Consider the following 26448-nt stretch of genomic DNA (forward strand, 5'->3'; position numbering starts at 1 on the left):
ACTTTTGGCCCAACCTGCGGATCAATCACGCAGGGAAAATAACAAACGACCCAACAAGGAGAAATCTAATGTCTAACAGACTTATCAGACCCAATCGGCGGAGCTTGTTAAAAATGACCGGGGGGGCCGCATTGGCCACGCCCTTTCTATCCATTCGCGCGGCGGCGCAGACCACGGAGCTTTCGATGCTGGCCTGGTATGGCCATGCAGAGCCGGATATCGTCGGGGAGTTCGAAGAAGCCAATAACGTCAAATTCGTGCCGAAGTATTATACCGGCGGTGACAATATGCTGGGGCTTATTGCACAATCGCCGCGCGGCACCTTTGATATCATCCTTTCCGATGGCGAATATGTGCAGCAGTTGAACGCGGCAGGCTATATCGAAGAGCTTGATCCGGCTGACTACCCGTTTGACGACTTTTTCCCCGAGTTTCAGAAGTTCCCCGGCCATTGGCAGGACGATAGGCTCTATTCCGTCATCACGCGTTTTGGCTTTCTCGGCGTGGCCTATAACACGGATACTTTTTCGGAAAAGGAGGCCTCAACCTATGACCTCTTTGCCGATGAGCGCCTGACCGGCAAGCTTGGCCATTTCGACTGGCATCTGCCCAACCTCGGCCAGACCAGCCTGCATGTCGGCAACCCGTCGCCCTATGATATCGATCAGGCGGCTTGGAAGAAAGTGCAGGAACATACGATGACATTGCGCCGTCAGGCGGGCGGGTTCTTTGATTATGGCGGCACATTCTCTTCGCTCGACAATGGGCAGATGCTGGCCTTTGCCGGGATCGGCGATTGGATCACGGGCACGCTGGAGAAAAACGGCAGCCCGGTGCGCAGCGTGATCCCCGAGCAGGGCGGCCTGCAGTGGACTGAAAGTTTCTCAATCGGCAAAGGCTCTCGCAATCAAGAGATGGCCAAAAAGTGGATCCAATGGATTACTTCGCCCGAGGGGCAGGCGAAATCGGCTGATATGGCGGCCTATCCCGCGATGATCCCGTCAAAGAAGGGCTGGGAGGTTTTGAATGCGACCAATCCGGTCGAAGCGCAGCGGCAGAACATGGTTCTGGGCGAGCGCAACGCCATGGATATGATCCGCGAGGGGCTCATCCAGTACCGCCAGCTTCCGATTCAGCAAAGCTTGGAAGAGTGGAACGACTTCTGGTCGGACTACAAAAGCGCCTGATGGGCAAAGCGGTGAGGGGTCTGGACAGACTGCGCTCCTCATCGTCGCGCATGCAGGACGATGGGATATGATATGACCAAGCGACCGACCTTCTTCTCACTGATCTTGTCATTGCCGCTGCTGCTATGGCAGCTCACGTTCTTCCTTTTCCCGCTTCTTTTTCTGGTCGCGATCAGCTTCTGGACGGTGCGGAACTTCCAGATGACCCCGGATGTCAATTTCGGAAACTGGGAAAGGGTGCTGTCGCGGGGCGTGTTCTGGGACGCCTATCTGCGCACCTTTATCCTTGCGACGGCGGCGGCGGCGATAACCAGCGCCATTGCGTTTCCCGCCTCCTATGCGATTTCATTCAAGATGAGCGAGAAGGCGAAACGCTGGATGATCTTTATTCTCATCATCCCGTTTTTCACCAGCTACCTCGTGCGGGTCTATTCCTTGCAGGTGTTTCTGTCTGACGCGGGCATTCTGAACGCTGCATTTTCCTATCTCGGGCTTGGGCCATTCCCGATGTTGAACAACGCTTTCGGGGTAATCGTGGGCATGGTCACTCTCACGCTGCCCCTGGTCATTCTTTTGCAGACCTTCAGCCTGAATTTCGTCAACCGCGACCTGATCGAAGCGGCGCATAATCTGCGCTGCGGGCGGCTGCGGACGGTCTTTGCGGTGATCGCGCCCTCTGCCAAGGTCGGGCTGGTCATTGCGGCGCTCTTTGCCTTTATCCTCAGTTTCGGTGATTTCGTCAGCCCGCTTTACCTCGGCGGAGGCAACCCGCCGACCCTGTCGATCATGATCACCGATTTCACCAAATCCGGTCAGCAATGGCCCCGCGCGGCGGTGGTGGCGATTATGATGATTGCCACGCTTCTGACGACTGCTTTTGCCGCGATCACATATGCTTACAAAGAGCGGGGCGCGTAATATGGGTAATGAAAACCGGATTATCAACCTTCTGTTAAAGCTGCATATCGTCCTGTGCCTGCTGTTCATTTTCGCGCCCATCGCGGGCAGCTTCGTCTTTTCGCTCAATTCCGACCGATTTCCCTCTCTGCCGCTTGGGACATTCTCGACCGATTGGTATCGCGCCATCTGGGAGGACCCGCTGGTCTGGCAGGGGTTTGGCAACACGCTGATTGTCGGTCTGACGGTGGCGGTGATTGCCACGCTCTTGGGCTTTGGCGGCGCCTATACGGATTTTCGGTATAATTTCACCGGCAAATCAATCTATGTCGCGCTGGCCTTGCTGCCGCCCACCATTCCGGTGGTGATCATGGGGCTTGCGATGCTGGCCTTCCTGAGCCGCATCAGCCTGTCTGGCACGACGATTTCGGTGATTATCGCGCATGGGGTGATGTGCGCGCCTTTTGCGATGGCGATTATCCGTCTTCGCCTGTCGCAAATGGACCCCGATCTTGAAGCGGCTTCGTGGAATATGGGCGGCAACCAATGGCAGACCCTGCGGCATGTCATCATTCCCTTTGCCAAACCGGCCATTTTCGCGGCGCTCTTTATTACCATGGCGGTGTCTTTCGATGAATTTGCGGTCGCTTGGTTCGTCTCGGGCCTGAATGAGACTTTGCCGGTCAAGATCCTTGGCTTTTTGCAGGGGCAGGTCAGCCCGCGGATCAATGCCATCGGGTCTCTCGCGTTCCTCAGTTCCATGACCCTGATCATTCTGGCCCAGCTTTTGCTGCGCAGCCCTGAGGACCAAAAGAAATGAAAGTGGATACACAGATGGAAGCTCAGTCTGAAGCGATCGTTCGGTTCGACAGTGTGGTAAAGCGGTTCGGGAGTTTCGTGGCTGTCAAAAAGGCCGATTTCGAGATTGGCCGGGGTGAGTTTCTGGCGATCATGGGCTCGTCCGGCTGCGGCAAGACGACGACGCTGCGCATGTTGGCCGGGCTGGAGGACCCCAGCGAAGGTGCGATCTACCTCGACGGGGAGAGGGTGAACGGCAAAGCCACATGGGACCGCGACACGCCGATGGTCTGGCAATCGCTGGCCTTGTTCCCCTTTCTGACAGTGCAGGAAAACGTGGAATTTGCGCTCAAGATGCGCGGTGTCGGCAAAGAAGAACGGCGGCGGCGGGCCGAAAAATGGCTGGACAAGATGCAGATCACCGAATTTGCAGGCCGCAATATCAACCAGCTGTCGGGCGGGCAAAAGCAACGCGTGGCCTTGGCCCGCGCTCTGGTGACCGAGCCTAAAATCCTGTTGCTCGACGAACCTTTGTCGGCCTTGGACGCGCATTTGAAAGTGCGGATGCAGGCGGTTCTGTCCAACCTTCAAAAAGACCTCGGCATTACCTTTGTCTATGTGACCCACTCGATGTCCGAAGCCTTCTCGATGGCGGATCGGGTGGTGATCATGAGCCGTGGGCAGATTGAGCAGATCGGCACCCCGGAAGAAATCTACCGCGCGCCTTACAACCGTTTTGTGGCAGAGTTTCTGGGCTCCGCCAATATCTTTGATGGGACCGTCGCCGGCCCGGCAGGGGCCGATGGCTGGCGGGTGACCTTCGATGGCGGCGAGACCATTCTGCCCAGAACGGAACTGCCGGACGCGGCCAAGGGGCAGGCGGTTACCTTTATCGTGAGCGCGGAAAACATGCAGCTCAGCCGGCCCGACGCGGGACAAAACGGGATTGCCGCGACCATTGCGGGCGAAGAATTCATTGGCGGCACCGCGATGGTCTTTCTGGAAACGGACACCGGCCAAGAGCTCAAAGTCCAGAAATCGCATGACGAAATGGCGCTGTTGAACCGCCATGCCGGGGCGAAACTCGTTGTCCATTGGGCGGCGGACCACTGCCATATTCTACCGGGTGAAAATAAGTGACCTGACAAAACGCGCAAGACGGTGAGCGGGGGGAGCCGCTTTTCGTTTTTTCGATCACAGGGAGGAAAATTGTGATTATTCGATCGGGAGTATTCAGGGGGGCGAACCCGTATTCGTCGTTGATTTCGGCGGGGGTCATCTTGCTGTTTGTCTTTTTGGTGCTCGCCTTTCCAACGGATTCCGCCGCATGGATCGACAGCGCCCGGACCTTCGTCACCTTTTATTTCAACTGGTGGTATGTGCTGCTGTCCTGCGTCTTTCTGCTCTTTCTGCTGGGCATTGCCATCAGCAAATATGGCGCGCTCAGATTGGGGGATGAGAATGAGCGCCCCAAATACAGCTATTTCACCTGGTTCGCGATGCTCTATGCTGCGGGGCAAGGGATTGGGATCATCTTTTGGTCTATTGCAGAGCCGGTATTTCACCACAGCGGCGGGACGCCATTTGCCGAAGGGGCAGGCACGGGTGCTGCCGCGAATATGGCGCTTCAGGTCAGTTTCTTTCACTGGGGTCTGAATGCCTGGGCGATCTACTGTATCGTCGCCCTCGCGCTCTGTCTGGTCAGCTACCGTCTGAAGAAACCGCTCGGCATTCGCTATACGCTCTATCCGCTTTTCGGGAATCGTGTCGAAGGCTGGCTTGGGGTGGTGATCGATGTAATCGCCGTCTTCGCCACGATCTTTGGCATTGCGACCTCGCTTGGCCTTGGGGTGACGCAGATCAACGCGGGGCTGAACCATATCTGGGAGGTGCCGATCACCGAGGCGGTGCAGCTTATTCTGATTGCCGTGATCACCGGCGTGGCACTCTGTTCGGTGCTGTCGGGGCTGAATCGCGGCATCAAATGGCTGTCTCAGGTCAATATGTGGCTGACCATCCTGCTGTTGGTTTTCTTTTTCGCATGGGGCCCGACAAGATATCTGCTCGTCAGCCTCGGCGAGGCCACGCTGTCCTATCTGATGAACCTCTTCCGGTTTAACGTCTTTGTCGAGCCGGTCCCCGCCGATGCCACCAGTTGGCAAGCAATGTGGCAGGGCTGGTGGACCACATTCTATTGGGGCTGGTGGATCTCTTGGGCGCCTTTCGTCGGCGTCTTCGTGGCCCGGGTGTCGCGGGGCCGAACGGTGCGCGAATTCATCCTTGGCGTGGTGGGTGTCTCTTCGCTGCTGTCCTTTGTCTGGATCGTGGCCTATGGCGGCACGGCGCTCTGGGCCGAGCTTTTCGGACCGGGCGGGGTCACCGAGGCGGTGAATGCCAATATCTCGATGGCGCTTTTCGCGACTTTCGAAGCGATGGATGTGGGCGCGATCGGTGTCGTCGCGGGCGTGATCGGCACAATCCTCGTGACCACCTATTTCGTCACCTCATCGGATTCCGGCACGTTGGTCGTTGCAACGATTCTCAGCGAGGGCAATGAAAACCCGCTGTTCCGTCACCGGATCATCTGGGGGACATTCGAAGGCGTGGTGGCCGCCGTTCTGCTGGTGGCGGGGGGCAGCGCGGCGCTGAGCACCTTGCAAACCGCCGCCATCATCGCGGCCTTGCCCTTCTCGGTCATCATGGTGCTGATGTGTATCGCCATTCTGCGCTGCCTGACCCGGGAACATTCCAAAGCCGGACTGCCCCGGGCGTCTTCGGCAATCTAGCCAATCTGGATCGGCGGAGGGTGTCACCGCCGCCGATCTAAAGCTCCGTACCGAGAAGGCCGGTTTTCTGCCGCCACGCCTCTGGCGGAGAGCCTTCGCGACCGCGAAACACCTTTCCGAAATGCGAAGCATCACAAAACCCGGTCGCCGCCGCGATGTCGGTCACCGTCCGGTTTGTCCCTCGTAAAAGATGGCGCGCCAGATTAAGCCGCACCGAAATGCCCGCTTCGGCTGGCGACAGTTGCAGCGCCTCTTCAAAATGACGTTCCAGACGCCGCCGGCTCACTTTCAACCGCAGCGCAAGCTGGCCAACCGTCAACGGGGTGGCGACATTCTGACGGATCAGATGCAGCGCCTTGCGCACCAATTTGTCCGAGGTGTTATATTCCAAAGGCAGACCCGGTTGCGGGTTTTCGGGGGTTTGCGCCTCGTCGATGATCATGATGTTCAGGCTTTTGCGTGCGGCGGCCTGTCCGATATGACGGTCCACAAGGAAAGCCGCCAGATGCGCCGAGCTGGCGCCGCCCGAGCAGGTCATCCGGTCTCGGTCGACCACGAAAATCTGGTCCGAGACAGGGATAAGCCCCTCGAACTGCTCCAGAAAATCATCGTGATGAAACCAGCTAACGCAGCAGCGATAGCCCTCCATCAATCCCGCCCGGTGCAGGATAAACGCGCCGGTGCAGACGCCGATGATCGGCACATCTGCCTGCGCGCAGCGTTTTAGATAGTCGATATAGACCGGGTTGAGGTCCTGCATCGCCGGAATCAGACCGCCGACAACGACGATGTAGTCAAAGGCGCGGGGATCGCCCAGACGTTCATCGGGCTGCACCGGAATCCCGCAGCTTGACACGGTGGGGTCCATGGTCGCCGAAACCACGCGCCAGGAGCAGCGGATCGGGCGCGATCTGTCGCCTTCATCCGCCGCGAGCCGCAGCACATCGACGAAATTTGCAAAGGCCGACAGCGTGAATTGACGGGCCAGAATAAAGCCGACCCTGAGCGCAGGTTTGGGGGACATTTGACGATTTTCCAAAAGCGGTATCTGGCGCGATTATACCATGGTTTTGGCGCAAAGATACAAGGAGAAATCCGATCATGGCGCCAAGCTCAATTGCAACGGCTCCCTTCTTCATTCGAGGTTCTGCAAATGACCCATTTCTCTGCGATGTCGCTGCTGAAAAACGCGCTTACCGGCCATAAGAACTGGCCCGAGCAATGGCCCGACAAACAGCCCAAGGACGAATATGACGTTATCATCGTTGGTGCCGGCGGCCATGGGCTGGGCGCGGCCTATTATCTGGCCAAAGAGCATGGCATCACCAATGTCGCGGTCATTGAAAAGGGCTGGCTCGGCGGCGGCAATACCGGGCGCAATACCACGATCATCCGCTCGAATTACCTCTATGATGAAAGCGCCAAGCTCTATGATCACGCGCTCGATCTTTGGGAAAACCTGTCGACGGAGCTGAACTATAACGTCATGTATTCCAAGCGCGGCGTGATGATGCTGGCGCATAATGTGCATGATGTGCAGAGCTTTCAGCGCCATATTCATGCCAACCGTCTGAACGGTGTCGACAATCAATGGCTGACCCCCGAGCAGGCCAAGGCGTTCTGCCCGCCGCTCAATATCTCGCCCGATGCGCGCTATCCGGTGATGGGGGCCGCCTTGCAAAAACGCGCCGGCACCGCACGGCATGACGCGGTGGCCTGGGGCTATGCCCGGGCGGCGGCGAAACGCGGTGTCGATATCATCCAGAACTGCCCGGTGATTGCGATCCGCCGTGCGCCGGATGGTTCGGTTGAGGGGGTCGACACGGCCAAGGGTTTCATCAAGGCCAAGAAGATCGCGGTCTCTGCGGCGGGCCATACCTCGGTGGTGATGGACAGCGCGGGCGTGCGCATGCCGCTGGAAAGCTACCCGCTGCAAGCACTGGTGTCGGAGCCGGTAAAGCCCGTCTTTCCCTGCGTGGTCATGTCCAACACCGTGCACGCCTATATCAGCCAGTCCGACAAGGGCGAGTTGGTGATCGGCTCTGGCACGGATCAATACACCAGCTATTCGCAGCGCGGTGGGCTGCCGCTCATTGAACATACGGTCTCTGCGATTTGCGAGGTATTTCCGATATTCAACCGCATGCGCATGCTGCGCAAATGGGGCGGGATCGTGGACGTGACACCGGACCGCTCGGCCATTCTGGGCAAGACCCCGGTCAAGGGGCTCTACGTCAATTGCGGTTGGGGCACGGGCGGTTTCAAGGCGACCCCGGGGGCCGCGCATACGCTGGCCTATACTGTCGCCAAGGACGAGCCGCACCCGATCAACGCGCCTTTCACACTCGAACGTTTCACCACCGGCCGTCTGATCGACGAGGCCGCCGCGGCGGCTGTCGCGCACTGAGGAGACCCTGACATGCTTTTGATCCATTGCCCCTATTGCGACGATACGCTGCCGGAACTTGAATTCGCCTATGCTGGCGAGGCGCATATCGTGCGGCCCGAAGATCCCTCGAAACTCAGCGATGAAGAATGGCGCGATTTTCTCTTTATCCGCACCAATGTCAAAGGGCTCCATGCCGAGCGCTGGCGTCACATCAACGGCTGCGGGCGGTTTTTCAACGCCCTGCGCGACACGGTGAGCGACCGGTTCCTGACCACCTATAGAGCGGGCGAAGCCCGACCGGATATGACACAGCTGGAGGCAGCAGAATGACAAAGTTCCGCGTAACGGGCAAAGGCCGGGTCAACCGCTCAAAGCCCATATCCTTCACCTTCGAAGGGGAAACATTCGAGGGATTTGAAGGGGATACCGTCGCCTCCGCTTTGCTCGCCAATGGCGTGCATCTGATGGGGCGCAGTTTCAAATATCACCGCCCGCGCGGCGTGGTCACGGCAGGGTCGGAAGAACCCAATGCGCTGATCGGCACCACCCGGGGCAAAGGCCGGTTCGAGCCCAACACCCGCGCCACGATGCAGGAGATCTATCCTGGCCTGAAAACCGAGAGCCAGAATAAATGGCCGACGCTGGCCTTTGACCTCGGCGCGATCAATGACCGTCTCTACATGCTGTTTTCAGCCGGATTCTATTACAAGACCTTCATGTGGCCGCGCAGTTTCTGGGACTCGGTTTATGAGCCTTTCATTCGCAAGGCGGCCGGTCTCGGCAAGGCCCCGAGCGAGGTCGACCCCGACAGCTATGCCAGCCGCTATCTGCATTGTGACGTCTTGGTGGTGGGCGCGGGCCCCTCGGGCATCGCGGCGGCTTTGTCGGCGGGGCGGGCAGGGTCCAAGGTCGTGCTGGTGGATGAACACGCCGAGATGGGCGGCACGCTCTTGTCGGAGCCCTCGATCAACATCGACGGAAAAGACGCCTGGGATTGGTTGGAAACGGCGCTGGCCGAGCTTGACGGCCTGCCCAATGTGACACGGATGACCCGTACCACCGCGATGGGCTACTACCACCAGAACATGATCGGTCTGGTGCAAAAGCTGACCGATCATCTGGGCGATGTGCCCGATGGTGCGCCGCGTGAGCGGATGTGGCGGGTCCGGGCGCAGGAGGTCGTCCTGGTGCAGGGGGCGATTGAGCGGCCCATGGTCTTTCACGGCAATGACACGCCCGGCATCATGATGGCTGGCGCAGCGCAGACTTTCCTGAACCGTTTTGGCGTTCTGGTGGGCCAGAAGCCCGTCGTTCTGACCAGCCATGACAGCGCGTGGTACAGTGCCTTTGACATGGCGGATGCCGGGGCCAAACTCGTGGCCATCGTCGACACAAGGGCCGAAGTCTCTGCCGCTCTGGTGCAGCAGGCCATGAAACGCGGGATCGACACGCTGGTTGGGCATACCGCCACCGGCACGAAAGGGCGCCTGCGCGTCAAGGCACTGCGCGTCAACCCGGTGCGGCACGGGAACGTCGGCCCCGCAACGATGCTGCCCTGCGACGCGGTGTTGGTCTGCGGCGGCTGGACCCCCTCGCTGCATCTCTTTTCGCACACCAAAGGCTCCCTGCATTGGGACCCCGAGGCGAAAGTCTATCTGCCGGGGCATAAGACCGAAGACGTGCATATCGCCGGCGCCGGACGCGGCCTTTGGGGCATTGCCGCCGCGCTCGAAGATGGGGCGAAAGCCGGCAGCGACGCGGTGAAATCGCTGGGCCATATGACCGGCACGGCCACCTATGCGGTGACCGGCGACCGGGCCGGGACGGGGATCACGCAAAAGGAACTGCCGACCGACCGCAGCGCGGGCAAGGCGAAAGCCTTTGTCGATTTTCAGAACGACGTGACGGCCAAGGACATTCGCCTTGCGGTGCGCGAGGGCATGAAATCGATCGAACATGTCAAACGCTACACCACCAATGGCATGGCCACCGATCAGGGCAAATTGTCGAATATGAACGGGCTGACCATCGCCTCCGACGCGCTTGGCAAAGAGGCCCCGCAGGTCGGGCTGACCACCTTCCGACCGCCCTATACGCCGACGACTTTCGGCACTTTCGCGGGCTATCACAAGGGCAAGCATTTCGAAGTGACCCGGCGCACGCCGATTGACAGCTGGGCCGAAGAACAGGGCGCGGCCTTTGAGCCGGTGGCGCTGTGGCGGCGGGCCTGGTATTTCCCCCAGGCGGGGGAGGACATGCATAGGGCCGTCGCGCGCGAGTGCCGGGCAACCCGTGAGAATGTCGGTATTTTCGATGCCTCCACCCTCGGCAAGATCGAGGTCTCCGGCCCCGATGCGACCGAATTCATGAACCGGATGTACACCAACCCTTGGACGAAACTGGCTGTCGGTCGGGCGCGCTATGGTCTGCTTTTGGGCGAGGACGGGTTCATTCGCGACGATGGCGTGATTGGCCGGATGCGCGACGATCTGTTCCATGTCACCACCACCACCGGCGGTGCGGCGCGGGTGCTCAATATGATGGAGGATTACCTGCAGACCGAATGGCCCGACCTCAAGGTCTGGCTGACCTCGACAACCGAGGAATGGGCAACCATCGCACTCAATGGCCCCAATGCGCGCAAGCTGCTGGCGCCCTTCGTCGAGGGGGCCGATATCTCTGCCGAGGCACTGCCGCATATGTCGGTGGTCGAATGCTCTGTCGGCGGCTTCCCGGCGCGGCTCTTCCGGATCAGCTTTACCGGCGAGCTGGGCTTTGAGATCAACGTGCCCGCGCGCCATGGCAAGGCGCTGTGGGAAAAGCTCTGGGCGGCCGGTCAGCAATACGGCATCTGCCCCTATGGCACGGAAACGATGCATGTTCTGCGGGCCGAAAAGGGGTTCATCATCGTTGGGCAAGACACCGATGGCACGGTCACGCCGCTGGATGCGGGGATCGGCTGGGCGATTGGCAAGAAAAAGCCGGATTTCGTGGGCAAACGCTCGCTTGAGCGGCCCGATATCGTGGCACCGGGGCGCAAGCAATTGGTGGGCCTCTTGACCGATGACCCGAAAACGGTGCTGACCGAAGGGGCGCAGATCGTCGACGATCCGAACCAGCCCAAACCGATGAAGATGATCGGCCATGTGACCTCTTCCTATTGGTCCGAAGCGCTTGGCCGGTCGATCGCCATGGCGGTGGTCGAAGGCGGCTTCGACCGGATGGATCAGACGCTGCACATCCCGACAGAGGCCAACAGCACGGTCACGGCGAAAGTCACCTCAACCATGTTCTACGACCCCGCGGGCGACCGCCTGAAGGTCGAATAAGGAGGACGAGATCATGAATGCACCTGTTAATTCTTTCGATGCGGTCAGTGTCACACCGCTCCCGCCTGTGGCCCGGTTCAACCTGCGCATCGACCCCAAGGACCGCGCCGCCGCCGCCTCTGCCTTTGGGCTCAGCCTTCCCGCCAAGATCGGGGAGGGGGCGCAACAAGGCGACCGCGCTGCCTATTGCCTCGGGCCGGATGAATGGTTGCTCCATGCCGCGGAAAGCGACCAGCAGGCGATTGTCGCGGCCTTTGACGCGCTGCGCCCCGCGACGCCGCACAGTCTTGTGGTGATCTCGGACCGGGAGCTGAGCTTGAGCATCAAGGGGCCCGCCGCCGCCGAGCTGCTGTCTGTGGGCTGCCCCATTGACCTGTCGCGCCTGCCGATTGGCGGGGCCAAACGCAGCGTTTTCGACTATGCGCAGGTCGTGCTGATCCGGGACGCGGAGGAGGCTTTCCGCCTCGAAGTCTGGCGCTCCTACATGCCGCATGTGCAGGGCATCCTTGAGATCGCAATGCGCGAGTTTGCCGCCGGCCACTAAGGCTCTGCCACTTCCCCGACAATGCCGCGCCCCTGTGACGGGAGCGCGCTCTTCCCGAGTGTTTAAAAGGATATCTGTCATGCTTATGACCGTCGATAAAAACCAGATCACCGACACCGCCGTGGCCGATGCGGTCCGCCACGAGCTTGACCGGCAGCAAAGCCAGATCGAACTGATCGCGTCGGAAAACATCGTCAGCCGCGATGTTCTGCGCGCCCAGGGATCGGTGCTGACCAATAAATACGCCGAAGGCTATCCGGGGCGGCGCTATTACGGCGGTTGCGAACATGTGGATACGGTCGAACAGATCGCCATCGACCGAGTGAAGGAGCTTTTCGGCGCGGGCTTTGCCAATGTGCAGCCCCATTCCGGGGCGCAGGCCAATCAGGCGGTGTTTCTGGCCTTGCTGCAACCGGGCGACCGAATCATGGGGTTGGATCTGGCCCATGGCGGCCATCTGACCCACGGCTCGCCGGTCACCATGTCGGGCAAATGGTTCGATGTGGTCAGCTACGAAGTGTCCAAGGACGATCACCTGATCGACATGGACAATGTGCGCAAAGTCGCGCAGGAGACCAAGCCAAAGCTCATTATCGCCGGGGCATCGGCCTATCCCCGGCATATGGATTTCGCCGCCTTCCGCGCCATCGCGGATGAGGTGGGCGCCTATCTGATGGTCGACATGGCGCATTACGCGGGGCTGATCGCTGCCGGTCACTATCCGGACCCGGTGCCGCATGCGCATGTGGTGACCTCAACCACGCATAAGACCCTGCGCGGTCCACGCGGCGGAATCATTCTGACCAATGACGAAACCCTGGCCAAAAAGTTCAATTCCGCCGTTTTCCCCGGCAATCAGGGCGGGCCGCTGATGCATGTGATCGCGGCCAAGGCGGTGGCCTTTGGCGAAGCGCTCGCCCCGTCGTTCAAACAATACGCGCAGGAGGTGATCGCCAATGCGCGCGCGCTGTCCGAGGTGCTGGTCGCGGGGGGGCTTGGGGTGGTCTCTGGTGGCACGGATTGCCACATGGTGCTGGTCGATCTGCGCCCCAAAGGGGTCACCGGCAAAACCGCCGAAATCGCGCTGGAGCGGGCCGGGCTGACCTGCAACAAAAACGCGATCCCCTTTGACCCGGAAAAGCCTTTCGTGACCTCGGGCGTGCGGCTTGGCACCTCTGCCGGCACCACGCGGGGCTTTGGAGAGGCCGAGTTCCGTAAGGTCGGTGACTTGGTGCTGCGGGTGATCGACGCGCTGGCAGACAGCCCCGAAGGCGATGCCGAGGTGGAAGCCGCCGTTCTGAAAGAGGTGCAGGCGCTTTGTGCCGCGCATCCGATCTACGCCGAGGGCGTCTAGGCAGATGTTCCTGTCGGTTTTCGATATTTTCAAAGTCGGCATTGGCCCTTCATCGTCGCATACGATGGGGCCGATGACCGCCGCGGCGCGTTTTCTGGACGATCTGCGCGGCGCGGCGGAAAAGATCCCCGGCGCGGGCCGTCTGACCCGCCTCGGGGCGTCGCTGCATGGCTCACTGGCCTTTACTGGCAAGGGCCATGCGACCGACCGCGCGGTGATCCTTGGGTTGCTGGGCTATCTGCCGCAAACCCTTGACCCGGACGCCGCCGAAGAGTTGGAGGCCGAGGTGCGCGCCACCAGACGCATCAGCCCGCCGGGGCTGGGGGGCTTGGACTTTGATCCCGAGAGCGATCTGGTCTTTGACTATGGCCCCCCTTTGCCGGGCCATGCGAACGGGCTGGTGCTGCGAGCCTTTGATGAGCGCGGCAATCCCTATCTCACCCAGACCTATTATTCGGTCGGGGGCGGGTTTGTCGTGACGGAGGCGGAACTCAAGGCCGAGGCCGAAGCGAAAACACAGACGCTGAAGGCCGAACAGGCCGGGCGCGGCTACCCTTATCCCTTTGGCTCTGCGGCGGAGATGCTGGAGATGGGCAAGTGCTCAGGCAAGACCATCGCCGAGATGAAGCGGGCCAATGAATGTGCGCATCAATCCATTCAACCGCGCGAATTGTCGGCGCAGATCAAATCTGTCTGTGACGTGATGAACGCCTGTATCGACCGGGGGTTGGCCCTGGATGGCACCCTGCCGGGGGGATTGCGTGTCAAACGGCGGGCCAAAGCGATCCATCAGCAGCTGCTGGCCGAACGCGGCAGCAACCAGCGCCAACCCCATGCGTCGAGCGACTGGCTGTCGGTCTATGCCATGGCGGTGAACGAAGAAAACGCGGCGGGCGGGCGTGTCGTGACTTCGCCCACCAACGGCGCGGCGGGGGTGATGCCTGCCGTGGCGCGCTACTACCGCGATCATTGTCTTGGCGCGAGTGACGCGGGGCTGGAGACCATGATGCTGACCGCCGCCGCGATTGGCGGTCTGATCAAACACCGCGCTTCGATCTCGGGCGCGGAATCTGGCTGTCAGGCCGAGGTCGGCAGCGCCGCTGCCATGGCCGCCGGTGGGCTCTGTGCGGCTCTGGGCGGCAGCAATGCGCAGATCGAAAACGCGGCAGAAATCGCGCTGGAACATCATCTTGGCATGACCTGCGATCCGGTTGCGGGGCTGGTGCAAGTGCCCTGTATCGAACGCAACGGGCTCGGGGCCATCAAAGCGGTGAGCGCGGCCAGCCTCGCCCTGCGCGGCGACGGGACCCATTTCATGCCGCTCGACAATTGCATCGAAACCATGCGCCAGACCGGCGAAGACATGAACACGAAATATAAGGAGACGAGCCTTGGAGGCCTTGCCGTTAACCTGCCCGAATGCTGAACAACCAGCCACCGGCGACGCGCAAACCGCGCGGCGTTTCATCCTGACCCTGACCTGCAAGGCCGAGCCGGGGATCGTGGCGGCCGTGACCAATGTGCTGGCCGGGCAGGGCGCAAACCTTGTCGAAACGGCGCAGTTCTGGGACCGCCCGAGCGGCCGCTTCTTCCTGCGTCTCGCCTTTATCGGGGCCGAGGGGACAAGTGCCGCCAAGATCGAGGCCGCGCTCGCCCCGGTGGTCAGCCGCTTTGACATGCAGATGAACCTCACCGATGCGGCGCGCAAACCTCGGGTGCTGATCATGGTGTCGCGTTTTGACCACGCGCTGCTGCATCTGCTCTATCAGGTCCGCGTCGGCTGGCTGAACGCCGAGGTTGTGGGCGTGGTATCAAACCACGCCGACGCCGCGCGGGTGGCGGCGCAAGAGGGGCTGCCCTTTTACCATATCCCTGTCAGCCGGGACAGCAAGGCCGAAGCCGAAGCGGCGCTCATGCAGCTTGTCGAAGAGAGCAATGTCGATCTTGTCGTGCTGGCGCGCTATATGCAGGTGCTGTCTGACGATCTGTCGCGCAGGCTTTCCGGGCGGGTGATCAACATCCACCATTCCTTCTTGCCCAGTTTCAAAGGCGCCAAACCCTATCATCAAGCCCATGAGCGCGGGGTGAAAATGGTCGGCGCCACGGCGCATTACGTCACGGCGGACCTCGACGAAGGGCCGATCATCGAACAGGAGGCTGAGCGGGTGGTGCATTCGATGACGCCCGATGATCTGGTCGCCGTTGGCCGCGATATTGAATCGCGTGTTCTGGCGCGGGCGGTCAAATTGCACCTCGAAGGGCGGGTCATGCTGAATGGGCAACGAACGGTGGTGTTTTCATAGCCACGCAACCTGCGCGATGTGACGGTCGCGCAGATAAGGCTTTTCCCAGCGGGGCCTGCCGATAGACTGGGTATTTTAAGGTTTCCCATGACCCGACCATTGCTCTTTGCGTTGTATTTGATCGCGATTTTTCTTCAGGCAGGTGCCTATGGTCTGACCTTCCTGCTGCCACGGCTTTTCGACAGTTTCGGCGCCAATGAAAAAGTGGTCGGGAGCATGTTGTTCGCGACCACGATTGCGACCCTTGTGACGGTCTATTTCTCCGGCCATCTGTCCGATCTCTTTGGCCGCCTGCGCACCTTGAGCGGCGCCTGCCTTGCGATCTCGCTGTCGCTGTTTCTTTTTGGCTTGATAGACCGGGTGGGGATCGGACTGGTCCTCGCCAGCCTGCTGATGGGGTTTGGCTGGGGGCTGACCTATTCGCTCGGCCCGATTGTCCTGTCGCGGCTTGTCACAATGGCCGACCGGGTGCGCTATTTCACGCTTTTGTCGGCATTCAACATGGCCGGCTTTGGGCTCTCGCCGGTTCTGGCATCGGTCTTGGAAGGGGCGGGCTATTCGGTGCGTTTCGCCTTTCACCTGACCGCTGCGCTTTGCATCATCAGCGCGGTCCTGTTCTATCTGCTGGACCATCCGATCAAGGCCCATGCCATCAGCCCGCGCCCGGAAGCGCCGTCGCGCATCACCCGTCAAGCCTTGGCGGGGGTGATCAAATCGCGCTCCTTGCTGCCGATTGCGATGATCTGTCTGGGGGCAAGCGTTTTTGCCGGGATGATCAACTTCCAGACCGTTTTCGCAGATGCGCGCGGGCTGAACTATGCCAATTTCTTTCTGGTCTATACGGCGACGGTCGTCTTCTTCCGGCTGATCTTGGCGCGTTTCAAGGGCGGCGATAACCCCTATCGCACGATCGCTGTCTTGCTATGTGCCATGGGGGTGAGCGTGGTTTTGTTTATCTTTAGCAGCACCAGCGTGCCGCTTTATCTGATGGTGGCTGTGCTGTTCGGCATTGGCTACGGGGTGTCCTATCCGATCCTTGTCACCGTGGCGGCGAATGACGCCCGTGAAGAGCTCAATGCGCAGACCCTGCAACTCTTTGCGCTGACGTATTTTATCGGCATTTTCGGCTTCCCGCTGATCGCAGGATGGATGATCGTCGAGATCGGATCGCGGCCGCTGTTGATCCTGATCGCGCTGCTTGCTTTTACCGAAGCGACGATGGCCGTACGGCGCTCTCTCAGCTAGGCGCAGGGCGCGCATCTGTCGGATCTGCTGTCGGCCAAAGGTTGAAGCTTTCGCTCAGGGACCCATCTGATAGCAGAGCGTTTGGCACCAAAGGGCGATGCGTCTTTCCAGTGAGGCTGCCTTTGTACCAACGCCATTCCGAAGCCAAGGAGCCTACATGCAACCCCAATTGATCGCCGCTTTGATTCTGCTGCCCATCACGATCGTCTTTGTCTACGCAGGCATTCACGAGTACCGGCGCTATAAATCTGAGGGCAAAGCGACCTATGGGCTGGTCTATGACGAGGAAACCGGGACCACGCATGTGTCGGGCATCGCCGAGGATGAAGAGGCCTTTGATCCCGGTGACTTTGACCCCAATGATTACAACGATCCCGAAGCAAAATCGGACCCCGACCAGAGCAAGAGCTGACGCGCGCGCCTAGCGCGCTCTAACGATGCGCCACATCCAGCCAGATCGGCAGATGATCCGAGGCCTGCCGGGTCTGTGCGGTCTCAACCACGCCACCTTGGCGCACTTCCAGATGTTGATCCAATGCCATCCGATCGAGAAAGGCCACCGGCAGCCTTGCATGATAGCTCTTGCCCGGCGCGTGGATGGTAAAGCGTTTGGCCAGACGGCCCAAGCCGACCTTTTGCGACCATTCGTTCAGGTCACCGGCGATCAAGGTGGGGCAGGCGGCGCAGGCATCGAGATGGGCGATCATGGCGCTCAGCTGCTCTTTGCGCGAGGGGCGCAGCAGCCCCAGGTGCGAGGCAATGACGCGCAGCGGCCTGCCGCCAAGATGCAGATCAGCCACCATCGCCCCGCGCGGCTCGACCCCCGGCAGGGTCAGATGCGCGACATGGTCGACGCGCGTGGAGGGGCGGACCAGAATAGCATTGCCATGCCAGCCGATGCTGACTTCGCTCGGGGTCGGCACGGGGCGCAGGCCGGTGGCCTTCTCCACCTCCTCCAGCGGCAGGGCAGAAGGGCGCGGCGCGCGGCGGCGGTCGGCTTCTTGCAGGATCACCACATCGGCATGCAGGCTGCGAATGATCCGCATGATCCGCTCGGGATCGCGGCGCCGGTCGGTGCCCATGGCCTTGCGGATGTTATAGCTCACGATGCGGAGGGTCTGGGGGGCGACGGGCGGGATCATAGGATGGGCGCTCCTAGGCGGAACAGACCTTCGGCCACTTTGCGGAACAGGCCTGTTGGGGGTTTCTCCATGGCGCAATGTTCTGACAGATGTTCGAACCAATCACAAAGGCTGCCCACCGTGCCCGCGTCATAGATCAACAGCGTCACCTCGAAATTCAGCAACATGCTGCGCACGTCGAAATTTGCGGTGCCGACAAAGCCCATGTTGTCGATGACCCCGGCTTTGGCATGGATCATACCCGGCTGATAATAGAGCGCATGGCCGCCCGCCTCCTGGAGATCGCGCAGATAGGCGCCGCGGGCGAAATCGGCGAGCCGCTGGTTCGACCGGTCCGGCACCAGCACGCGCACATCGACCCCGCGCCGCGCCGCGATGGTAAGCGCGGCGCCAAGCGCCTCGGTCGGCACGAAATAGGGGGTGACCAACCAGATCCGCGATTCCGCGAGGTGGAGCGCCCGGATCAAACCATCATGCAGGGGGTCTTCGGCAATGTCGGGCCCGGAGGGCACCAGCTGCACCGTGGCATTGCCGCCGGTATGCGCGGGCACCATCGGCGTCGGTTCCAACTGCTCGCCGCTGGCCACCTCCCAGTCGGAGCGAAAGACATCCCCGAAACTCTGCACCGCGCGGCCCTCAAGCAGAAAGGCAAGATCGGCCCATCCGTCCTCAAGCGCCTTGGCGCCAAGATAATGCGCGCCGATGTTCATGCCGCCGGAAAATACACGCGCATCATCGGCGATGATCATCTTGCGGTGGTTGCGCAGGTTCAGATGGCCCGAGCCCGGCACTTGCAACAGCGGCGAATAAAAGCGCACATCGCCCCCCGCCGCCTGCAGCCGGCGCAGCGCGGCAGCCGGACCGCGAAAGGTGCCGAGCCGGTCCATCAGCAGGCGCACCTTCACCCCCGCCTTGGCCCGTTCGGTCAGCGCATCGACAAAGGCGACCCCGGTGGCGTCATTGCTCACGATATAGAAGAGCACATCCAGCCGTTTTTCAGCCCCGCGCACCAGCGCCATGACCGCCTCATAGGCCGCGACCGGATCGCCCAGCAGCCGCAGGTTCTGACCCGGCGCGGCGGCGGGCAGGCCGAAATGCTGCATCGTCGCATCCAGCGTATGCACCGGGCGCGGGGGCGGGCCGCCGGTGTCGCCTTTCAGGAAATGCACAGGGGAATAACGTGTCGACTGTTTGCGAAACCCCAGCCCCAGAAACAAAGGCACCGCGACCCAAGGCAGCACGATGATCGCGAGCAGCCAGGCCGCTGTCGACTGGGGGGTGCGCCGTTGTTGCAAAATCACGACCGCCGCAAGGAGCGTCAACAGGACGATTACGACGATTTCGAGATGGGTCATGATCCAGGACATATGCCGGTGTCTGCTCCTTAAGTCTGCCACATCAAGCAGATAACGCTTTGCGCGATAAGGCAAGCACATGACCGATGGGAACGTGGCCCGCGGGTGACCGACAATCATCCGACGCGGATGCGTGAAAAACCGATGTGCAGGGAAAACCGACTGTTCGGAATCACAATGAAGGCGAAATCCTGAGCGTAAAACCCGCCGCCCTGCAAGCAGTTTATCGCGGCCCGCCGCTCGCCAAGCGCCCCTTGGCCGATCGACCTGTTGCAAATGTGCGACAAAGCGCTGATCGCATTTCCGTGATGTGAAATTCCTGAAACCCAGACCTATATGGGACGTTGCGTGAGTGATCCTGCGCCAGTGAGCGTAGGCAATCACCTGTAACTAAGGAGCAGAACATGAAACGCATTACAACAATCTCCAGCCTTGCCCTGATCGCATCCGGCCTGGCCGGTGTCGCTACAGCCGGTTCTTTGGAAACCGCGCCTGTGGAAGCACCTGTCTACACCCCCGCGCCCACACCTGTTGCGACTGGTAGCGACTGGACAGGGTTCTACGGCGGTTTGCAGGTTGGCAACACCGATGTGGACAGCGATTCCGGTCTGCTGGACGGTGACGACACTTCCTACGGTGTGCACGCCGGTTACGACTACGACTTCGGTACATTCGTACTGGGTGGTGAACTCGACTATGACAAGACCGACATCGACCTCGGCACCAGCGGTGCAAATGTCGATTCCGTCGCACGTGCCAAGCTGAAAGCCGGTTACGACTTCGGCAACACGCTGGTCTATGCAACAGCCGGTGCGGCCCGTGCGGACACCAATGTTGGCGATGAAACCGGCCCCTTCGCCGGTCTGGGTGTGACTTATAAAGTGACCGATCAGTACACCATCGGTGGCGAAGTGCTTCAGCACAAGTTCGACGATGTTGGCGGCACATCCGGTAACGATCTGGACGCGACCACCATCTCGCTGCGCGGTTCCATGCGCTTCTAAAAAGGCGACGCGGGCATTCCCGCGTGGTCTATGGGGTCGGCTTCGACAGGAGCCGGCCCTTTTTCTTGCCCGCACTCCGAGCCCATTGCCCTGAAAGTTCGTGAAACGCGGGGCTTGGCGCAGGGCGGCGGGCTTGCTACAACCCCCATATGAACACCGCAACACTCATTATTTGCTGCATTACCCGCTGAGACATTCTCGCGGGCCGCTGTTCACGTCATTCCCATTCTGACAAAACTATGCCAAGCCCGCGTCACACCCGCGCAAGGACGCCTGCCCATGACCCGTGACCTGACGATCAAGCTGCACAACACCGCCACCCGGAAGAAAGAGGATTTCACGCCGATCGATGTGCGTGATGTGCGGATGTATGTCTGTGGCCCCACGGTCTATGACCGCGCGCATTTGGGCAATGCGCGGCCTGTGATCGTCTTCGATGTGCTCTACCGGCTGCTGCGCCATGTCTATGGGCCGGAGCAGGTGACCTATGTGCGCAACTTCACCGATGTCGATGACAAGATCAACGCCCGCGCCGCCGAAAGCGGGCGCAGCATTGGTGAGATCACCGCCGAGACAACCCAGTGGTATCTGGACGACATGGCCGCCGTCGGCGCGCTGGAGCCCGATCACATGCCCCGCGCCACGCAATATGTGCCGCAGATGGTCGCGATGATCCGGGGGCTGATCGACGATGGCTATGCCTATGAGGCCGAGGGCCATGTGCTGTTCCGGGTGCGCAAATATGCCGAATATGGCGCGCTCTCGGGACGCTCGGTCGACGATATGATCGCCGGCGCGCGGGTCGAGGTGGCGCCTTACAAAGAAGACCCGATGGATTTCGTGCTCTGGAAGCCGTCGGATCAGGGCACGCCGGGCTGGGAGTCGCCCTGGGGGCAGGGCCGCCCGGGCTGGCATATCGAATGTTCCGCCATGGCGCATGATCTTCTGGGCGAGCGTTTCGACATCCATGGCGGTGGCATCGACCTGCAATTCCCGCATCATGAGAATGAGATCGCCCAGTCGAAATGCGCGGGCCACGGTTTTGCGAACTACTGGCTGCACAATGAGATGTTGCAGGTGGAGGGCAAGAAGATGTCCAAGAGCCTGGGCAATTTCTTTACCGTGCGCGACCTGCTCGACCAGGGCGTGCCGGGCGAGGTGATCCGTTTCGTGATGCTCTCGACCCATTATCGCAAGCCGATGGACTGGACCGAGAAGAAACGTGAGGAGGCCGAGAAGACCCTGCGCAAATGGTATCTTCAGGCGGCGGAGGCTGAGGCCGCGACGCCGAGCCCGGAACTGCTGGCGCTTCTGGCCGATGATCTCAACACCCACGGCGCGCTGACCGAATGCCACCGGCTGGCGGGCGAGGGCGATACGGCGCGGCTGCGTGGGGCGCTGTCGCTGCTGGGGCTGATGGATGAACTGATCCCCGAATGGGCGGCGGTTCAGGCGCTGGACCTCACGGATGTCGAGGCCTTTCTCAGCGACGCCCGCGCCACCGCGATGGAAACCAAGGATTTCGCCGAGGTCGACCGGATCAAAAAGGCGCTGACCTCGGCGGGGGTCGAGGTGCAGATGAGCAAGGACGGGGTGAAGCTGACCCCACCGCCGGGCTTTGACCGGACCCAGCTGGAGGGGTTGTTGTGACCCGCGAACGTCTCACCCTCTATGACACCACACTCCGCGACGGGCAGCAGACCCAAGGGGTGCAGTTCTCCACCGACGAGAAACGCCAGATCGCCAGCGCGCTGGACGCGCTTGGGGTGGATTACATCGAAGGCGGCTGGCCCGGCGCCAACCCCACCGACAGTGCGTTTTTCGACGCAGCCCCGCCGACTGAGGCGCGGCTCACCGCCTTTGGCATGACCAAACGGGCGGGCATGTCGGCTGAAAACGACGACGTGCTGGCCGCCGTGCTGAACGCAGGGACGCGGTCGGTCTGTATCGTCGGCAAGACCCACGATTTCCACGTCAAAACCGCGCTTGGCATCACGCTGGACGACAATACCGACAATATCGCCAAATCCGTCGCCCATCTGGTTGCCCAAGGCCGCGAGGCATTGTTTGACGCCGAGCATTTCTTTGACGGCTATAAGGCCAACCCGGACTATGCCCTCACCGCCATCCGCGCCGCCTATGACGCGGGCGCGCGTTGGATCGTGCTCTGCGACACCAATGGCGGCACGCTGCCCGCCGAGATTGCCCAGATCACCCGCGATGTCATCGCCGCCGGCATCCCCGGCGACCGTCTGGGCATCCATACCCATGACGACACCGAAAACGCCGTCGCCTGCACGCTGGCCGCTGTTGACGCGGGCGCGCGGCAGATCCAAGGCACGCTCAATGGGCTGGGCGAGCGCTGCGGCAATGCCAATCTCACCACGCTGATCCCGATCCTGCTGCTGAAAGAGCCCTATGCCAGCCGCTATGAGATCGGCGTCACCCATGACGCGCTGCGCGGGCTGACCCGCACCAGCCGGATGCTCGATGAGATCCTCAACCGTGTGCCAATGAAACAGGCGGGTTTCGTCGGCTCTTCGGCCTTTGCGCATAAGGCGGGGCTGCATGCCTCCGCCATCGCCAAGGACCCCAGCACCTATGAGCATATCGACCCGGCGCTGGTCGGCAATACCCGCATCATCCCGATGTCGAACCAGGCCGGACAATCCAATCTGCGCAAACGGCTGAGCGATGCCGGGCTGGCGGTCGCAAAGGGCGACCCGGCCTTGGGCCGCATCCTAGACGTGGTGAAAGAGCGCGAGGCGCAGGGCTATGCCTATGACACGGCGCAGGCGAGTTTCGAGTTGATCGCCCGCGACGTCATGGGCCAGCTTCCGCAGCTTTTTGACGTCGAACGCTACCGCGTCACGGTTGAGCGTCGGCGCAATGCTGAAGGCCGGATGGTCAGCCTGTCGGAAGCGGTCGTGGTGGTCGAGGTCGATGGCGAAAAACGCCTCTCGGTCTCGGAATCGCTCGACGAAGACGGCGCGGACCGTGGCCCGGTCAACGCGCTGTCGAAAGCCTTGGCGAAGGACCTCGGCAAATACAGCAGCCTGCTCGACGACATGCGATTGGTTGACTTCAAAGTGCGCATCACCCAAGGCGGCACCGAAGCCACCACCCGTGTCATCATCGACAGCGAAGACGGGCAGGGGCGGCGCTGGTCCACCGTGGGCGTCAGCGCCAACATACTCGATGCCTCCTTTGAGGCGCTGCTTGATGCCATTCGTTGGAAACTGATCCGGGACCGCGCTGAATGACCGACGACGATATGACCGCCTTTTTCACGCTCCACCGCGATCTGCCGCGGGAAGGGCCGGGGGAGCCTGCGGATGTGACATGGGCGCTTGATCAGGTCGATCTGCCCGCCCGGGCCGAGATTGCCGATGTGGCCTGCGGCCCCGGCAGCGACATCGGCGCTTTGCGCGCGGCAGTGCCGCAGGGCCATGTGACTGCGCTGGACAAGACCGCGCATTTCGTGGACGCCGCGCGGGGCCGCTTTGTGGCCGACGCCAATGTCACCCTGCTGCGCGCCGATATGGCCCGGATCGCCAATCACTACGATCTGATCTGGTGCGCCGGGGCGGTCTATTTCCTCGGCGTGACCGAGGCGCTGACCCGGTGGCGCAAATCGCTGCGCGAGGGCGGTGTCGTGGCCTTTTCCGAACCCTGCTGGCTGACCGATAGCCCCTCTGACGAGGCCCGCGCCTTCTGGGCGGAATACCCCGCGATCAGCGATGGGGCGGGGATTGCTGCGCGGGTGAAGGCCGCGGGCTATGAGGTGATCGCCACCCGGCTTCTCTCAGACGAAGCCTGGGAGAACTATTATACCCCGTTGGAGGCGCGGATCGAAAAACTGCGCCCCGGCGCGGATGCGGAACTGACCCAGGTCTTGGACGAGGCCGAAGCGGAAATCGCCGGCTGGCGCGCGCATCGGGATGAATTTGGCTATCTGCTGACCGTGGCCCGCCCCCTATGAGTTTCGACGCCGACCTCACCGCCTGCGCCGCCATGGTCGAACGCGCCGACCCCTGGCGGTTTCGCGCCGCCATGGCGGCTCCCTTGGAAACCCGTAAGCTGCTCTTCCCGCTCTATGCCTTCAACGTCGAAGTCGCCCGCGCGCCTTGGGTCACGCAGGAAACGATGATCGCCGAGATGCGCTTGCAATGGTGGCGCGATGCGCTTGAGGAGATCGCCGAGGGCAAGCCGGTGCGCCGCCATGAGGTCACCACGCCGCTGGCCCGCGCGATCACGCCCGATGACGCGCGGCTGCTCGATGAGCTCGTCGCCGCCCGCCGTTGGGATATCTACAAAGACCCTTTTGAGGACGAGGCGCATTTCGAGCGCTACATCGACCAGACCGCCGGTCACCTGATGTGGGTCGCCGCGCGCCGTTTGGGCGCGGAGGATGAAACCACCGTGCGCAACGCGGCCTATGCGACCGGCATTGCCGCATGGCTCTGTGCGATCCCCACGCTGGAGGAAGCGGGCCGGGTGCCCTTGCTCGACGGCACATCGAAAGCTGTCTCGACCTTGGCGCAAGGCGCGCTTGCGCGGCTCAGGGCGGCCCGCGCCAATCGGGGGAACATCCCGAGCGAGGCGCAGGCGGCGCTCTTGCCTGCGGCCCATGCCGGTCCGGTGCTGAAGGCCGCCATCGCCCATCCGGGGAAAGTGTCCGAAGCCGCTTTGCCCGACCCGCGCCGCCATTTCGCGCTGCGGGCGCTGGTCTCGCGCTGGTAGTTGGTCCTTAAGTCAGTAGCCGGGCCTCAGGTCAGCCGCGCCTCACGCCGCTTGCGCATCACCAGCCAGATCAGCGAACCACCGGCAAGGATCAGGAAAGGCACCATGGCAAGGTTCACCGCCGCCCAGCCTTCTTGCGCGGTGCCCCCCGAGCAGTTCATCAGCCCGCCCGAGGCCAGCGAGGCCACGGTCACCCCGCCAAAGACCAGCAGATCGTTCAACCCCTGCATCCGGCCCCGCTCATGCGGCTCATGCGCGCCGGCAAGCATCGTGGTGGCGCCGATGAAGCCAAAGTTCCAGCCCAGCCCGAGCAGGATCAGGGCAACAAAGAAATTGCCCAATTCGACCCCCTGCAAAGCCACCAGACCAGCCGCCGCGAGGATCGCAATGCCCAGCCCCATGATCCGCTCCACGCCAAAGCGCGAGATCAGATGGCCGGTAAAGAAAGACGGCGCGAACATCGCCAGCACATGGCCGGTCACCACATAGCCCGCGTTGTCCTGGCTATAGCCACAGCCCACCACCGCCAGCGGGGTGGAGGTCATCACGAGGTTCATCAGCGCATAGGACACCATGGCACAGATCACCGCCACGGCGATACGCGGCGTGGTCAGCAACTCCCAGCGGCTACGGCCCCGGGGCGCGTCATGCGCGGGCAGGGGCGGCTTGGGAATGTCGAGGAAAAGAAACAAGAGCGCGCCGATCACATTCACCAGCACCACGGCGATATAGGTGCCCAGAAACGGCACGACAAAGCTCTCAGAGGTGGCATTGGCCAGCTGCGGCCCCAGAACCGCCGAGACCAGACCGCCGCCCATGACATAGGAAATCGCCTTGGGCCGGAAGGCGTCAGAGGCCGTGTCGGCGGCGGCAAAACGGTAGAACCCTTGCGCTGACATATAGACACCCGTCAGCAAAGAACCGGCGAGGAAGACCGGAAAGGAGGCGAGGTAGAGGCCGTAGGCCGCGAGCGCCGCGCCCGCCGCACCGCCCAATGCGCCAAGAAAGAACCCTGCACGCCGGCCAAAGCGTTGCATGATCGCCGAGACTGGCGTGGCCGAGAGCATGGAGCCCAGAACGATCATCGAGATCGGCAAGGTCGCAAGACAGACATTGGTGGCCAGTGATTGGCCGGCCAGACCGCCGACCAGAAAAATCATCGGCATCTGCGCCCCAAGGAAAGCCTGCGCTGCCACCAGCACCGCCACATTGCGGCGCGCACGTCTGTCGTCGATCATGTCACTATTCCTCACTTGCCGCCAAGGCGTAGCCCTGCGCGCAGATAAGGGCAAGTGCGGCAACTGTTTTTGCAAGCCGGTGAGGAAAGCGACGCGGGCGGGGCCGGTTGGCGCTTGCGCCCCGGGGGAAGCTC

23 protein-coding genes are annotated in these 26448 nt (G+C 61.6%); 19 read left to right on the top strand and 4 right to left on the bottom strand.

What is annotated here, in order from left to right; genetic code table 11:
- The first annotated feature begins 68 nt into the window (after positions 1 to 68).
- From AB4M76_RS09050 to AB4M76_RS09070, 5 genes are all read left to right on the top strand, one after another.
- A complete protein-coding gene (locus AB4M76_RS09050; protein WP_368441498.1) occupies positions 69 to 1187 on the top strand; it encodes a spermidine/putrescine ABC transporter substrate-binding protein in 1119 nt (372 codons plus the stop codon).
- Between the two features lie 72 nt (positions 1188 to 1259).
- The gene (locus AB4M76_RS09055; RefSeq protein WP_368441499.1) at positions 1260 to 2105 is read left to right on the top strand and encodes an ABC transporter permease; all 846 of its coding nucleotides are present in this window, start codon (positions 1260 to 1262) and stop codon (positions 2103 to 2105) included.
- Between the two features lies 1 nt (position 2106).
- The gene (locus AB4M76_RS09060; RefSeq protein WP_368441500.1) at positions 2107 to 2904 is read left to right on the top strand and encodes an ABC transporter permease; all 798 of its coding nucleotides are present in this window, start codon (positions 2107 to 2109) and stop codon (positions 2902 to 2904) included.
- Positions 2901 to 4022, top strand: a complete 1122-nt coding sequence (locus tag AB4M76_RS09065) for an ABC transporter ATP-binding protein (protein ID WP_368441501.1) — start codon at positions 2901 to 2903, stop codon at positions 4020 to 4022. Before AB4M76_RS09060 ends, AB4M76_RS09065 begins: the two co-directional genes overlap by 4 nt.
- A 71-nt stretch (positions 4023 to 4093) precedes the next feature.
- Entirely contained in the window at positions 4094 to 5668 is a 1575-nt protein-coding gene (locus AB4M76_RS09070; RefSeq protein ID WP_368441502.1) for a BCCT family transporter, read from the top strand.
- 37 nt (positions 5669 to 5705) lie between these two features.
- On the opposite strand, the gene AB4M76_RS09075 is transcribed toward AB4M76_RS09070, so the two are convergent.
- The gene (locus AB4M76_RS09075; RefSeq protein ID WP_368441503.1) at positions 5706 to 6692 is read right to left on the bottom strand and encodes a GlxA family transcriptional regulator; all 987 of its coding nucleotides are present in this window, start codon (positions 6690 to 6692) and stop codon (positions 5706 to 5708) included.
- A gap of 129 nt (positions 6693 to 6821) precedes the next feature.
- Here AB4M76_RS09075 and AB4M76_RS09080 point away from each other — a divergent pair, with 129 nt between their 5' ends.
- The 9 genes from AB4M76_RS09080 to AB4M76_RS09120 all read left to right on the top strand — a co-directional run bounded on the left by AB4M76_RS09080 (position 6822) and on the right by AB4M76_RS09120 (position 17244).
- Positions 6822 to 8075 (top strand): sarcosine oxidase subunit beta family protein, encoded by a 1254-nt coding sequence (locus tag AB4M76_RS09080; protein WP_368441504.1) that lies wholly within the window; start codon positions 6822 to 6824, stop codon positions 8073 to 8075.
- A gap of 12 nt (positions 8076 to 8087) precedes the next feature.
- Positions 8088 to 8387 (top strand): sarcosine oxidase subunit delta, encoded by a 300-nt coding sequence (locus AB4M76_RS09085; protein WP_368441505.1) that lies wholly within the window; start codon positions 8088 to 8090, stop codon positions 8385 to 8387.
- A complete protein-coding gene (locus AB4M76_RS09090) occupies positions 8384 to 11386 on the top strand; it encodes a sarcosine oxidase subunit alpha (protein WP_368441506.1) in 3003 nt (1000 codons plus the stop codon). The genes AB4M76_RS09085 and AB4M76_RS09090 overlap by 4 nt, the downstream gene beginning before the upstream one ends.
- Before the next feature lie 13 nt (positions 11387 to 11399).
- Positions 11400 to 11930, top strand: coding sequence for a sarcosine oxidase subunit gamma (locus AB4M76_RS09095; protein WP_368441507.1), 531 nt, complete (start codon positions 11400 to 11402; stop codon positions 11928 to 11930).
- Positions 11931 to 12009: 79 nt separating this feature from the next.
- Entirely contained in the window at positions 12010 to 13284 is a 1275-nt protein-coding gene (gene glyA, locus AB4M76_RS09100) for a serine hydroxymethyltransferase (protein WP_368441508.1), read from the top strand.
- A 4-nt stretch (positions 13285 to 13288) separates the two neighbouring features.
- On the top strand, positions 13289 to 14710 hold the full coding sequence (locus tag AB4M76_RS09105; protein WP_368441509.1) for an L-serine ammonia-lyase: 1422 nt from the start codon (positions 13289 to 13291) through the stop codon (positions 14708 to 14710).
- Positions 14685 to 15587: a formyltetrahydrofolate deformylase gene (gene purU, locus AB4M76_RS09110; protein WP_368442409.1), complete on the top strand. Its 903-nt coding sequence runs from the start codon at positions 14685 to 14687 to the stop codon at positions 15585 to 15587. The genes AB4M76_RS09105 and purU overlap by 26 nt, the downstream gene beginning before the upstream one ends.
- A gap of 87 nt (positions 15588 to 15674) precedes the next feature.
- Positions 15675 to 16832, top strand: coding sequence for an MFS transporter (locus AB4M76_RS09115; RefSeq protein WP_368441510.1), 1158 nt, complete (start codon positions 15675 to 15677; stop codon positions 16830 to 16832).
- A 157-nt stretch (positions 16833 to 16989) separates the two neighbouring features.
- Positions 16990 to 17244 carry a hypothetical protein gene (locus tag AB4M76_RS09120; RefSeq protein ID WP_368441511.1) on the top strand — a complete coding sequence of 85 codons (255 nt, stop codon included), beginning with the start codon at positions 16990 to 16992 and terminating at the stop codon, positions 17242 to 17244.
- Positions 17245 to 17263: 19 nt separating this feature from the next.
- Here the strand turns inward: AB4M76_RS09120 and AB4M76_RS09125 are convergent, their stop codons facing one another.
- Together AB4M76_RS09125 and AB4M76_RS09130 are read right to left on the bottom strand one after the other, a co-directional pair.
- On the bottom strand, positions 17264 to 17974 hold the full coding sequence (locus AB4M76_RS09125) for an endonuclease/exonuclease/phosphatase family protein (RefSeq protein ID WP_368441512.1): 711 nt from the start codon (positions 17972 to 17974) through the stop codon (positions 17264 to 17266).
- Positions 17971 to 19341 (bottom strand): phospholipase D-like domain-containing protein, encoded by a 1371-nt coding sequence (locus tag AB4M76_RS09130; RefSeq protein WP_368441513.1) that lies wholly within the window; start codon positions 19339 to 19341, stop codon positions 17971 to 17973. The genes AB4M76_RS09125 and AB4M76_RS09130 overlap by 4 nt, the downstream gene beginning before the upstream one ends.
- Positions 19342 to 19733: 392 nt before the next feature.
- On the opposite strand from AB4M76_RS09130, the gene AB4M76_RS09135 reads away from it, so the two are divergent.
- The 5 genes from AB4M76_RS09135 to AB4M76_RS09155 all read left to right on the top strand — a co-directional run bounded on the left by AB4M76_RS09135 (position 19734) and on the right by AB4M76_RS09155 (position 25076).
- Positions 19734 to 20333: an outer membrane protein gene (locus AB4M76_RS09135; RefSeq protein WP_368441514.1), complete on the top strand. Its 600-nt coding sequence runs from the start codon at positions 19734 to 19736 to the stop codon at positions 20331 to 20333.
- A gap of 279 nt (positions 20334 to 20612) precedes the next feature.
- The gene (gene cysS, locus AB4M76_RS09140; RefSeq protein ID WP_368441515.1) at positions 20613 to 21983 is read left to right on the top strand and encodes a cysteine--tRNA ligase; all 1371 of its coding nucleotides are present in this window, start codon (positions 20613 to 20615) and stop codon (positions 21981 to 21983) included.
- A complete protein-coding gene (gene cimA, locus AB4M76_RS09145) occupies positions 21980 to 23596 on the top strand; it encodes a citramalate synthase (protein ID WP_368441516.1) in 1617 nt (538 codons plus the stop codon). Before cysS ends, cimA begins: the two co-directional genes overlap by 4 nt.
- Entirely contained in the window at positions 23593 to 24315 is a 723-nt protein-coding gene (locus AB4M76_RS09150) for a methyltransferase domain-containing protein (RefSeq protein ID WP_368441517.1), read from the top strand. The genes cimA and AB4M76_RS09150 overlap by 4 nt, the downstream gene beginning before the upstream one ends.
- Positions 24312 to 25076, top strand: coding sequence for a squalene/phytoene synthase family protein (locus AB4M76_RS09155; RefSeq protein ID WP_368441518.1), 765 nt, complete (start codon positions 24312 to 24314; stop codon positions 25074 to 25076). The genes AB4M76_RS09150 and AB4M76_RS09155 overlap by 4 nt, the downstream gene beginning before the upstream one ends.
- 26 nt (positions 25077 to 25102) lie before the next feature.
- On the opposite strand, the gene AB4M76_RS09160 is transcribed toward AB4M76_RS09155, so the two are convergent.
- The gene (locus tag AB4M76_RS09160; RefSeq protein WP_368441519.1) at positions 25103 to 26314 is read right to left on the bottom strand and encodes an MFS transporter; all 1212 of its coding nucleotides are present in this window, start codon (positions 26312 to 26314) and stop codon (positions 25103 to 25105) included.
- Between the last annotated feature and the right edge of the window lie 134 nt (positions 26315 to 26448).

It is taken from the genome of Sulfitobacter sp. PS-8MA, assembly GCF_040933935.1.
Taxonomy (GTDB): domain Bacteria; phylum Pseudomonadota; class Alphaproteobacteria; order Rhodobacterales; family Rhodobacteraceae; genus Sulfitobacter.

Excerpts from the sequence above, each read along its gene's own strand:
- AB4M76_RS09050 (WP_368441498.1), top strand. The coding sequence starts at position 69 with ATGTCTAACAGACTTATCAGACCCAATCGGCGGAGCTTGTTAAAAATG.
- AB4M76_RS09055 (WP_368441499.1), top strand. The coding sequence starts at position 1,260 with ATGACCAAGCGACCGACCTTCTTCTCACTGATCTTGTCATTGCCGCTG.
- AB4M76_RS09060 (WP_368441500.1), top strand. The coding sequence starts at position 2,107 with ATGGGTAATGAAAACCGGATTATCAACCTTCTGTTAAAGCTGCATATC.
- AB4M76_RS09065 (WP_368441501.1), top strand. The coding sequence starts at position 2,901 with ATGAAAGTGGATACACAGATGGAAGCTCAGTCTGAAGCGATCGTTCGG.
- AB4M76_RS09075 (WP_368441503.1), bottom strand. The coding sequence starts at position 6,692 with ATGTCCCCCAAACCTGCGCTCAGGGTCGGCTTTATTCTGGCCCGTCAA.
- AB4M76_RS09080 (WP_368441504.1), top strand. The coding sequence starts at position 6,822 with ATGACCCATTTCTCTGCGATGTCGCTGCTGAAAAACGCGCTTACCGGC.
- AB4M76_RS09085 (WP_368441505.1), top strand. The coding sequence starts at position 8,088 with ATGCTTTTGATCCATTGCCCCTATTGCGACGATACGCTGCCGGAACTT.
- AB4M76_RS09090 (WP_368441506.1), top strand. The coding sequence starts at position 8,384 with ATGACAAAGTTCCGCGTAACGGGCAAAGGCCGGGTCAACCGCTCAAAG.
- AB4M76_RS09095 (WP_368441507.1), top strand. The coding sequence starts at position 11,400 with ATGAATGCACCTGTTAATTCTTTCGATGCGGTCAGTGTCACACCGCTC.
- glyA (WP_368441508.1), top strand. The coding sequence starts at position 12,010 with ATGCTTATGACCGTCGATAAAAACCAGATCACCGACACCGCCGTGGCC.
- AB4M76_RS09105 (WP_368441509.1), top strand. The coding sequence starts at position 13,289 with ATGTTCCTGTCGGTTTTCGATATTTTCAAAGTCGGCATTGGCCCTTCA.
- AB4M76_RS09115 (WP_368441510.1), top strand. The coding sequence starts at position 15,675 with ATGACCCGACCATTGCTCTTTGCGTTGTATTTGATCGCGATTTTTCTT.
- AB4M76_RS09120 (WP_368441511.1), top strand. The coding sequence starts at position 16,990 with ATGCAACCCCAATTGATCGCCGCTTTGATTCTGCTGCCCATCACGATC.
- AB4M76_RS09125 (WP_368441512.1), bottom strand. The coding sequence starts at position 17,974 with ATGATCCCGCCCGTCGCCCCCCAGACCCTCCGCATCGTGAGCTATAAC.
- AB4M76_RS09130 (WP_368441513.1), bottom strand. The coding sequence starts at position 19,341 with ATGTCCTGGATCATGACCCATCTCGAAATCGTCGTAATCGTCCTGTTG.
- AB4M76_RS09135 (WP_368441514.1), top strand. The coding sequence starts at position 19,734 with ATGAAACGCATTACAACAATCTCCAGCCTTGCCCTGATCGCATCCGGC.
- cysS (WP_368441515.1), top strand. The coding sequence starts at position 20,613 with ATGACCCGTGACCTGACGATCAAGCTGCACAACACCGCCACCCGGAAG.
- AB4M76_RS09150 (WP_368441517.1), top strand. The coding sequence starts at position 23,593 with ATGACCGACGACGATATGACCGCCTTTTTCACGCTCCACCGCGATCTG.
- AB4M76_RS09155 (WP_368441518.1), top strand. The coding sequence starts at position 24,312 with ATGAGTTTCGACGCCGACCTCACCGCCTGCGCCGCCATGGTCGAACGC.
- AB4M76_RS09160 (WP_368441519.1), bottom strand. The coding sequence starts at position 26,314 with ATGATCGACGACAGACGTGCGCGCCGCAATGTGGCGGTGCTGGTGGCA.